The sequence below is a fragment of the Daejeonella sp. genome (assembly GCF_030695525.1).
GTDB lineage: Bacteria > Bacteroidota > Bacteroidia > Sphingobacteriales > Sphingobacteriaceae > Daejeonella.
In genome coordinates, this window is sequence record NZ_JAUYSS010000065.1 from 12708 (window position 1) to 23784 (window position 11077).

The window sequence follows — 11077 nt, forward strand, 5'->3', positions numbered from 1 at the left end:
TTCGTTTTTTCGTTTATATTCGGGTATGGCGTTTACCATTGCACTTTCAGGGGTGTATAAAAATATAAACACGCGCCACAGGCGCGCGTTCAATGTCATTATTTAAGAAGAAAAGGGGGTCGTGGCCTCCGCCACGATGACAGTTCAATATTTAATAGTAGGGGAGATCCTGAATTCGTCAGGATCGGAGTGAGTACCGAAAAAAGGCCTTTTCGATGTATAAATCAGCTATTGATAAGACTCCAATTCCGGCCTTGAGCTGTATTCTCTCGACACACAAGGAGTTGTCATTCTCGCGAAAGCGAGAACCTCCTTTGTAATTAACGCGTAATTTATCCTTAAATAATGACATTGGGCGCGCGTTAGCACCAATATCAGAACAGCACCGCTTACACCTGTAAGCAAACAGGAATATTAAAACAAATAAATCCTCCTTTGTACTTTAGATTGAAAACAATAGTTTTGAGACCTGTCAGATATTAAAGTTCTTCTGTGAATAATCTCCTTATCTCATTCCGTAACGTAAGCATACGCCAATACAATTCTCTTGTTTTTGAAGGATTGGATTTTGAACTTGAAAAAGGTCAAAACTGGGCGCTGGTCGGTAAAAGCGGATCAGGGAAGAGTACTCTTTTAGATTTCATAATGGGTAAGGCCGCTATGGCCTGGGGGGAAGCCAGCTATCCGTATTTTGACTGCTATATTGATAAGCATCACCAGGATGATCCCTTTTTTAACCGGTATAAACTGATGGCTCAGGTTTCTGCCCGGCATGAGTTCCGGAATCTTTCGAATACCAGCGATTTCTATTATCAGCAGCGCTTTAATTCATGTGATTCTGAAGATGCGGATACAGTAGCAAATTATCTTTCAGCGATAAAAAATGTTCGACCAGGAGGTTTCTGGACTTTCAAAAGGGTTACCGAACGACTAAACCTCCTGCCCCTGCTGGATAAGCAGCTAATTAAACTATCCAATGGTGAGACCAAACGTCTGCTGATTGCTTCGGCATTGATCAGAAATCCTATTTTATTATTGCTCGATAATCCTTTAAATGGGCTTGATGTAGCAGCCCGTCAGGATTTCAATGAGCTTATCCGGGAAATTTCTGACTTGGGTATCAGCATTATCATGGCTACCACTCCTGCAGAAATACCTGAAGCGATAAGTCATATTGCAGTCCTTGATGATGGTAAAATGATCAGTAAAGGTTCTTCAGATCAGGTTAGTATTGAGAATTTATCATTAAGTACAACCGAAAAAATCAATCAGGATGAATTGAGGAAATTGCTTTCTTCTACACAATGGCCTTCATATCAAAGCATTATCGGGATGGAAAATGTTAGTATTAAGTATGGCGCTAAGCTGATTCTGGATCGGGTAAACTGGCAGATGAAGCAGGGGGAGCGCTGGATGCTTATCGGACATAATGGTGCGGGGAAATCAACTTTATTAAGTCTGATCAATGGCGATAATCCGCAGGCCTTTGCCAATAAAATTACGCTCTTTGATCAGCGGAAAGGGACTGGCGAAAGTATCTGGGAAATAAAAAAAAAGATTGGATATGTTTCGCCCGAATTGTTTCAATATTTCCCGACTGGAAATACCTGCCTTCAGGTCATTGAGTCGGGTTTTGATGATACACTGGGTCTGTTTCGTATTTCAAGTAAATCGAAAGCCGAAGCATCTTTACGCTGGATGAAACTGCTCCGGATTGAAGAGTATGCCAATAGGATGTTTCGAAATGTTCCTGTTAGTGTTCAGCGTATCTGCATGCTGGCCAGGGCAATGGTCAAGAACCCTGTGCTGTTGATTCTCGATGAACCCTGCCTCGGACTCGATTTTGCGCAGCAGGAACAGTTTAAAAATCTTATTGACGAGATCTGCTCAATAAGTAATCTGAGTCTGATTTATGTTAGTCATTATGAACAGGAAATGCCTGAAAGCATTACCCATACGCTAAAACTAGAGCAAGGGAGAGTGGTTTAATTTAAGAATACGAATTTACCTGGGCTTCAAGCAAGAAAATTCGTCAGTCACTTTAGTTTGTCTGCGAAGACGAAATCTACTTTCTAAACGCCTATGTGATTTTGCAAGTCGGGTAGCAGATAAATTATTGATTGCTTCTTTATTCTATCTAAAAAATTTCTAATTTGAATCCGATTTCACTCACCTGTATTTATAATTATAAATGACCCCTGTTTCTACCTCACCTGTATTAGCAAGTGATGCTAATGCCGGCCCTGAAAAAAAGAATAACCTGTTCCTGGTAATTGTTGCCTCTTCTGTTGGTACACTTATTGAATGGTATGACCTTTTGCTGGCCGTAATTATGGCCAATATTTTATCCATGCAGTTATTTCCGGCCGGTGGGAATAATTTCATTGAAACATTGGGTATTGTTGCAACAACCTATCTCATCAGGCCATTTGGATCATTATTGTTCGGAAATTTTGGAGATAAGGTTGGACGTAAATACACTTTTCTGGTATCATTGTTATTAATGGGAGGGGCTACTTTTTTAATTGGCTGTATTCCCACATTCGAACAGGCAGGCTGGGTTTCACCGATTTTATTTTTAATACTCAGGTTGCTGCAGGGTTTAGCAATCAGCGGTGAGTATTCCGGGGCTATAATTTATGTTGCAGAACATTCGCCTGACCATAAAAGAGGCTTCTATACCGGATTTATTCAAACAACATCCTCATTTGCATTGATTTTAGGTTTGGTGGTGGTCTTAACTACTAAAGGTTTGATGACAGAAGAGAGTTTCAACTCATTTGGATGGAGAATTCCATTCCTTTTCAGTGCGATTTTGGTTATTGCGAGTTACTATATCCGCCGCCGCCTTCATGAAAGTCCGGTTTTTGCCCAGTTAAAAAGTGAAGGAAAAACCAGTAAATCCCCTGTAAAAGAAACCTTCAAAACCAAAAAGAATATTGGCCTGATTCTGAGTGCAGTTTTTGGTGGTAATGCAGCCCAAAGTGCAATTATGCAGGTCAATCAGATTATTACTCTGTTCTTTTTGCAGAGAACGGTGAAACTTCCTGATACAACAGCACTGTTAATCATGGCGGTAGGAATACTTCTGGCAAGTCCATTCTTCCAGATTTTCGGGGCACTTAGCGACCGTATTGGACGTAAGAAAGTGATGCTACCGGGAATGATTCTGGGACTTATTGTAATCCCGGTCATGTTTTACTTTTTTCTGGAACTTGGGAATCCTCAGCGTTTAGATACCATCCAGTATATTGATACTCAAACTACTGTTATTTTTATTGGCTTAGTTTTTATGTTAACTATTTCTGCTACACTGGTTTATGGGCCAATGGGTGCTTTCCTTATGGAAATGTTCCCTACCAGAATTCGATATACCAGTATGGGATTTGTTTATAATGTTGGAAATGGCGCAATCGGTGGATCTACCCCTGTAATTACTGAACTGATCAAATCTTCTGTTGTGATTGGATTTGCTCTTTCCCCTTTTGTGGGGCTTGTATACCCCTTGGCATTGATTTTAATCGGAATTATTGTCAATATTTTCTATGTCCCAGAAACATATAAGAATAAACTGACAGATTAAAATAATCACTTAATAGTATTTTATGACAAATAAATTAAGCAGGCGAAAAGTATTAAGCAGTTTTGGCCTGACAGGTCTTGGATTGCTTGCATCCAATGTTCAGGCAGATACGGGAATTCCCTTATCCCTGATTAAGGAAGGTGAGAGCATTCTGTTTTATTCAAGTTTAGCAGAGTTGAGGGAAAGCACTACTTTGAAGGAAGGCAGTATTGTGCAAACAGGAGGTTATTATCAGATTGGTGATGGTGGTCAGGGAACCTATATGATCAGAGCATCTGCTTCAGAATTTGTTCCTGATGGTGGAGGAATTATAAGTTTAAAAAAGAATCTGATCGCAGGCTTAATCAATGTCAGGGATGTAAACTATAAATTATTTGGGGCTGTTGGCGACCAGAAGAATGATGATGGAGTACAGATTAAGGCAGCGCATGAGTATGCAAATAAGCACCGTATTCCTGTTGTAAATCTGAGTGGAGAGTACTGGTTCAGAGAGACAACCGCAATTGTGATTAAAACAAATGTGGATTGGGGACAAAGTATTTTTCATTTCGATGAAAAATTTAATGGTAAAGAACCCCGTTTTAAGGTCTTGAGCGAGGTTGCGCCTTATCCAATCGAACTGTCTCAGGAAGCTAAAAATTCATTGATCAGCCAATTAAAGCCGGGAGCTCAGGTTATTCCTGAACTGGCTCCCTACAAAAATTGTTTGGTAATTGTGGCCGATTCGGGCGATATGATCGGACTGAGGAATCAAAGTACCGGTATCAGCAGAGGCTGGGCCAGAGAAGAACTTTTATATATTGAGGAGCATGGGCGTATAGTAGGGGAGATGGCCTGGACATTTAAGAATTATACCAGCTTGATGGCATATCCTGCAAGTGATAATTACCTGACTATAAATGGGGGTACCTTTTATCTTTCGGGTGATAATGAAGGGAATTATGTAGAAAACGGAATCCGCATTGAACGTAGCAGAACCCTGGTATCGAATCAATGGGTTGGCCTGGAACCGGGTAAGCAGGACATCGCTAAAATTCAGCGCAGTGGTTTCTATTCCCTCAGAATGGTTTATGATGTTGTGGTCGAAAATATCAGGCTTATCCCATGGGAAAAAGACAGGCCGGGTGTTCCGATGGTACCTCAAGGAACCTATGGAATATCAGGGAACCGCTGGATGAATGTAACTTTCCGGAATATTACCGCGGAGGGTAGTCCGATACATTGGGGTGTGTTTGGTACTAACCTGACTAAGAATTTCAGGATCGAGAACTGCATGCTTAACCGCGTAGATGTACATTTCCACTGTTGGAACCTTTATATCAAAGGCAGTAAGGTGGGGCAGAGGGGTTTGACTTTAACAGGCGGAGGTGATCTGTTTGTAGAGAATACACTTGTGAATACCAATGCATTCATCTCATTCAGAGCCGATTATGGGGCTAAATGGGATGGAGATATTCGTATAAAAAATTGCAGACTCGTTCCCCGTACGGGTGCAACACAGGTTTCGGTTTTGCAGTTTGTTACTGCTGATTTTGATTTTAAATACCCGATTGGCTATGGACGTACTCTTAGTGTGCAGGATATGGTTGTTGATTTTACCGGACAGGAACAAAGCAAGGCTGCATGCTGGCTGATGAAAACTTCAGAGTGGGTAAACAATGCCGATAAGGTAAAATTATTCTTTCCGCAGCAAATGGACATCAATAATGTCAGTATTCGTGGCAGGAAGCAGGGGCTCCGCTTATTCCAGTTGTATGATTGCTCAAAATATTATATGAATAAGGAGGGCTCTTATGACGGTGTCAGGATGGAAAGTAATTGTCGTATCCTGATCCGTAATGTGGATCTTGAGAAGTTAAATCCTGCCCCAATTAATGCTGTAAAGGATAATGTTCATTTCTATTTGAACGATACCTCGGCGAATAAACGTCCGGATGCTTTATATCCTGATATCAGGTTTGAAGGCTGCAGGAATATGGAACTTTACGCCGGAGAAGGAACAGCAAATCTGAGATTTGAGAATTGCTCCATCAGCCGGTTCGCCAAAGATACTGCTCCTTTCAAAGGCCGTTTATCGTTTACAAATTCTGAATTCATCCCTGAGGTAGAGGGGGGGACAGAACGAATTTATGATCTTGATGCTGAGCTGGGTGTTAGTTTTAGTGACTGTACTGTTTATATGCCTGAAAAGTCCGGAATGAAAATGGCAGACTCGTTAACTAAAATTGGCTTTCTTCAAATAAATAAGCAGGTACGTTTCAATCATTCCAATACCCGTTTAGGAAATGACATTATTCAGTATTGTAAATCAAATTCAATTAAACTTAATCCAAATTTCATTAGCATGCTGAAAAGTCATCATGAACTGGAATCAGATACTATCAAAAGCTAAGATGGGAGGAAAGAGCTTTTCCAGACGGAATTTTTTACGAAGCAATGCAATTGCGGGAATTGGTCTCAGTGGCATAATTGGTTTATCCGGTTTTACAGAAGACAGTTCTGAAACCGAAAATTCTATTAAAAGTAAATCATCAATAAAAACTCTTGCAGGCTTAGATTTGCAAAAACTCTATGATCGTTATCATGATGAACTTTTTAAGCGCTTTTTACCGGCAATGGAAAGTTTATGCATTGATCATGAATATGGTGGCTTTATGTGTGATGTGGATATTGCAGAAAGGAAATTGATTAATACAATTAAAAGGGTTTGGAATCAGGGTAGAGGTATTTGGGTTTATTCTTTTTTGTACAATAATTTCGAAAAGAACGCCCATTATCTGGATGTTGCAAAGAAGGCGATTGATTTTATTCTGAAGCTTAAGCCTAAGAATGATAATTTCTTTGATAGCAGTTATAGCAGGGAAGGAAATAGAATTTCAGGCCCGGGGGATATTTATGGAAATCTTTTCGTTGCCGAAGGGCTGGCAGAGTATGCGAAAGCCAGTGGTGATAAATCTTATCTGAAGATTTCGAAAGAGATGATCTTATCTTGTCTTGAGCGCTACGATCGCCCTGATTATGTTTATGACATTTCTTATGTGCCGGGTAAACCTAAAATGCAGGGTCCGCGTAATTTGGGTCACTGGATGATATTTTTAAGCCTTTCTTCTCAAATATTAACTCAGGGGCCTGATCCTGAATTGGAAAAGCTCGCAGACCGTTGTATTGATGCAATCATGAAGCAGCATGTGAATGAAGAGTTTAATATTCTGAATGAGGTGCGGAATCATGATTTCAGTCTCCCCAAAAATGAATATGCCGATTTCGCTGTGATTGGGCATGGTATTGAAACGCTTGCTTTTGTAATGGCAGAGGCCGTCCGGCGGAAAGATGCTGCTTTATTTAAGGATTCGGAAGCTGCTTTCAAAAGACATGTGGAGGTGGCAGCCGACAAGTTGTACGGTGGTCACTTTGAAGTACTTTTCAATGCAAACACTTATTCCTGGTCGCCCAGTAAGTCGGCATGGTGCCAGCAGGAAGTTTCTATTGGTGCCTTGCTAAGCATAGAACATACCGGAAATGCATGGGCTCTTGAATGTTTCTCAGAAGGCGATGCATATATGCTTGAGAAAATGAGCTGTCCTGATTACGCGTTCTGGACTTTTGGAGGAAACAGGAAAGTTGTAAATCCCAGTACTAAAACCATTGAGCATTATCATATGCCACGTTACCTGATGCGGAATATGCTTGCCCTGCAGCGTATCATGAAGCGTAAAGGGAAGGTGTCAGCTTTGATTTCCTGAAATATTACTCGATTCATCTGATCCGATTTATTCAATGCAATGCAATTAAAAATAAGAGCTGGGAAATAGATATGGGTAACCGGTAGGTTTAATCAGGAAATTGTGCTTTGTCTATCCCCGGAATTAAGCGGATCGCATTCTTATAATAAACTTTCTTTAATACCTCATCACTGAGTCCGAGGCCATACATTTTCCAGTAAGCATGGTATTTTTTATGGTATGGAAAATATTCATCTTCAGTTTCAAGCACTCTGAAATAGGTGGTATATTCAGAAGGAACCCAACTGTCTTTTCCAAACAGAATCCGATCCTGGTATTTATCAAAGAATTGCTTTGCCCGGCGTGGTTGACGTCCCAGTTCGGCAATGATAGCTCCAAATTCAACGTTCATATTTGGATACTTATCGAGCAGGGTACCCAAAAAATCCAGATTATTCGCATACCAGCCAAAATGAGCAATAATAAAATTGGTTCTGGGATTATTTTTAATCAGATTATGTTGTTGTTTAATTAATTCTTCCCATGAAAAACCATCTGAAGCACTTCTGTTCCGTCCTGGCTGGGTTAAGAGTTCCAGCCAGCGTTCATTTTGTTCATTAGGTTCATCCCAAAATTGTTTCGGATCTGCAGTATGGATCAAAACAGGTATTCCCAGTTGTGCACATTTTTGCCAGATCGGATTCAGTCTTGGGTCATCAACCGCAACAAGGACGCCCTTATTGTCTTTGACAGAAAATCCAAGGCTCTTAAATATTTTTAGGCCCTGAGCACCTGCTTTTACATCATCTTCTATTTGTTTTGCAGCTTTATTCCCATAGTCACTGTCACCGATTCCGGAAAAATTTGGATTGGAAAAAACAATTAAACGGCCCGGATCTGTAGCTTTTGCATTTTTTACCGCAAGTGCAAGGGCATCACCGCTGCGGCCACTTAAATTCACCATAGTTCTCATATTCAGCTTATCCATTTCTGAAAGCAGGGCTTTGAGATTTTGAGTTGGCATATTCCCCTGATGGTTATGGACATCGATGAATGGAAATTTAGCTCTTGTAAGAACATGCTCAGGTACGACCAGTGAGGATGGGGGATTATAGGTTTCGAAATCAATTCTTCCCTTATTGTTTTGTGCGAGGCTGCACTGACTAAACAATAAAAAAGCGGCAAGATAAGTGGATCTCAATCTGAGTATTTGCATCACGTTCATTTATTTAAACCATGAAAATACTATAAAGTGCTTGCATTTCGAAAAATCCTTTTACATGTTTAGACAAAGCTCTCAATTTTGACTGCAACCAGCGTAAATATCCTGATTTGGAATGGAGTAGTCTGAAGACTCCTCATCATTTGAGAATCCGGAGAGGCGCTTCGCTAAACTCTCCGGACAGTGTGGCGGGTCGAGCCCGACATGACAGTATATTCCCCTCTGGTCGGTGTTATCACCGCACCAGTATCCTTCTGATCAGTGTTCTCACCGTACCAGTTCCTTCCCGCAGTTTGCACAGAAATTTGCATTTTTTGGATAAATCGGAGCGTTACAATCCGGGCATTTAGATCTGGCTTCTTCATTGGCCCTTGCCATTTCTATAGTAACTATCCCTGTTGGTACAGCTATAATTCCATATCCTATAATCATCAGGAAACTTGCCAAAAATTGCCCAAGCGGACTTTGTGGCGAGATATCTCCATAGCCTACTGTAGTAATGGTTACGATAGCCCAATAAATGCTGAGTGGGATGCTCGTAAATCCACTTTCATCACCTTCAATGATATACATCAATGTACCCACAATGGTTACCACTGTTATAACTGTTGCAATAAAAACAACAATCTTGTGAGCACTCGCTTTCAATGCATTTTTAAGAATATTCCCCTGATCCAGAAAACGGCTCAGCTTTAATATTCTAAATATCCTTAATAAACGGAAGGCACGGACGACCATCAGATATTGCAGGCCGGCAAAGAAGAAAGTAAGGTAGTTTGGAATAAACGAAATTAGATCCACCAGTCCGTAAAAGCTGAATATATATTTTAGGGGTTTATGGCTGCTGTATACTCTGAGGAAGTATTCAATTGTAAACAGGATTGTAAAAATCCATTCAGCAACATGAATTTCATAAAGGTATTTTGCACGGAAGCTTGCAACACTTTCCATGAATACAGAAAGAATACTAAATACAATAAGCCAGAGCAGGATAAGGTCGAAAAGCCTTCCTGCGCGAGTATCTGATTCGAATACGATCTCATATACTTTACTTCTGAATTCGTGGTTTCTTCTCTGTATCATTTATCCAAGATACTAACAAATTAATAATCCCAGGTTCACCCAGGAAGAAAGAGTCTTCTAAATAATATCAAAACAAAAACGGCATCCTGTTCGGAATGCCGTTTTTGCATTAAAAATTGTGTAATAATTAGTAACCCGGATTTTGGGGTTCTAATTTTGGATTTCTGGCAATTTCAACTGATGGAACAGGCCAGATGGCTTTATTCATATCTGTGATTCCAAGAACAGCCTGAAGCCTTCCTGTTCTTACGATATCATGCCACTCATGACCTTCGAAGCATAGTTCAAGCCTTCTTTCTTTATAAAGTGCAGTTCTGAATGCAGCCAGTGTTGCAGGATTAATGGCAGCAAGACCTGCTCTTCTTCGAACCTCATTTAATAGTTTAAGTGCATCAACATTTGGATAGGAAGTTTCTGCCAGTGCTTCAGCCTTAGCTAACATAATTTCTGCAAGACGGAAAACAATGATATTATCATCCTTTGTGCCACCTCTTGAATACTTTTTCATGTAGTTTGCAGCATTTGCAAAGCCATAGGTTGCATCTTTTCTAAGATCTCCGGATTCATAAGCATTGAAGATATCATTATTTACTTCAATTGTTCGGGTACCTCCAAGTGATCCCGGAAGGAAGGTTGTTGCCAGATTATTTTGCAATTGAGTATCATAATTAATCTCGAATATTGACTCAGTAGAATTTTTGGTCAGGAATAAGTTAGCATAGGGCACACTTAAAGTTTCTCCCCTTCTGGTAGCCACCTGATTTGCATCAGCAATTGCCAAAGCATAGTTCTTTCTGGTTAAATGGATTCTGGCACCCAATGCATAGGCGGCAGCTTTGGTTGCTCTTGCTGTTTTGCCTAATCCCGCATGTGTTTCAGGCAAATTTAACTTTGCAAAATCAAGATCCGAAAGAATTTGGGTATAAACATCTGCAACCGGAGTTCTTGAAATCTGCAATTTAGGCACATCAGGGCTTTCTGTTGGCTCGGTAACCAGCGGTACTGCTCCGAAGTATCTTACCAGATTAAAATAGGTAAATGCTCTCAGGAATCGTGCTTCTGCTATTACTGAATTTTTGGCTGCATCAGCCATGCCCGGAATTTTCGGAACATTTTTGATTACCACGTTAGCAGAATTAATCAATACGAATTGCTGATCCCAAAGTCCGGTGAACTGTGAGTTATCTGCTACAATGATCAGATTGTTTAATTGCTCAAACTGTCTGTTCAGTGCATTCCCTTTGCTGTTTTTTGTGGGTAACTCAGCAAAAAAGATATAGTTGGATCCTGAGTTAGCGAGATGACGGTAGGTGCCAATAATCGCAGCATTTGCATCAGATTCCCTGGTGAATAAAACCTGGGTGCTTACTGAATCTATAGGTTCCTGATCAATTACATCACAAGATGTAACCGTTAGGTATAAGAAGATTATTAAATATATTTTTTTCATCTTTTTAATTTTTTATA

At 40.3% G+C, this 11077-nt stretch carries 7 protein-coding genes; 4 read left to right on the forward strand and 3 right to left on the reverse strand.

Features of this window, described 5'->3' with window-relative positions:
• Positions 1-492 precede the first annotated feature (492 nt).
• The 4 genes from Q8S11_RS14920 to Q8S11_RS14935 all read left to right on the forward strand — a co-directional run bounded on the left by Q8S11_RS14920 (position 493) and on the right by Q8S11_RS14935 (position 7326).
• Positions 493-1989 (forward strand): ATP-binding cassette domain-containing protein, encoded by a 1497-nt coding sequence (locus Q8S11_RS14920; RefSeq protein WP_305662921.1) that lies wholly within the window; start codon positions 493-495, stop codon positions 1987-1989.
• A 202-nt stretch (positions 1990-2191) separates the two neighbouring features.
• Positions 2192-3583 (forward strand): MFS transporter, encoded by a 1392-nt coding sequence (locus Q8S11_RS14925; protein WP_305662922.1) that lies wholly within the window; start codon positions 2192-2194, stop codon positions 3581-3583.
• Positions 3584-3605: 22 nt separating this feature from the next.
• Complete coding sequence (locus tag Q8S11_RS14930; RefSeq protein WP_305662923.1) at positions 3606-5975, forward strand: hypothetical protein; 2370 nt, start codon at positions 3606-3608, stop codon at positions 5973-5975.
• Complete coding sequence (locus Q8S11_RS14935; RefSeq protein ID WP_305662924.1) at positions 5944-7326, forward strand: AGE family epimerase/isomerase; 1383 nt, start codon at positions 5944-5946, stop codon at positions 7324-7326. Before Q8S11_RS14930 ends, Q8S11_RS14935 begins: the two co-directional genes overlap by 32 nt.
• A gap of 88 nt (positions 7327-7414) precedes the next feature.
• Here the strand turns inward: Q8S11_RS14935 and Q8S11_RS14940 are convergent, their stop codons facing one another.
• From Q8S11_RS14940 to Q8S11_RS14950, 3 genes are all read right to left on the reverse strand, one after another.
• Positions 7415-8521: an amidohydrolase family protein gene (locus Q8S11_RS14940; RefSeq protein WP_305662925.1), complete on the reverse strand. Its 1107-nt coding sequence runs from the start codon at positions 8519-8521 to the stop codon at positions 7415-7417.
• A 273-nt stretch (positions 8522-8794) separates the two neighbouring features.
• Positions 8795-9610 carry an ion transporter gene (locus Q8S11_RS14945; RefSeq protein WP_305662926.1) on the reverse strand — a complete coding sequence of 272 codons (816 nt, stop codon included), beginning with the start codon at positions 9608-9610 and terminating at the stop codon, positions 8795-8797.
• Positions 9611-9737: 127 nt separating this feature from the next.
• Positions 9738-11060, reverse strand: a complete 1323-nt coding sequence (locus tag Q8S11_RS14950) for a RagB/SusD family nutrient uptake outer membrane protein (protein ID WP_305662927.1) — start codon at positions 11058-11060, stop codon at positions 9738-9740.
• Positions 11061-11077: the final 17 nt, after the last annotated feature.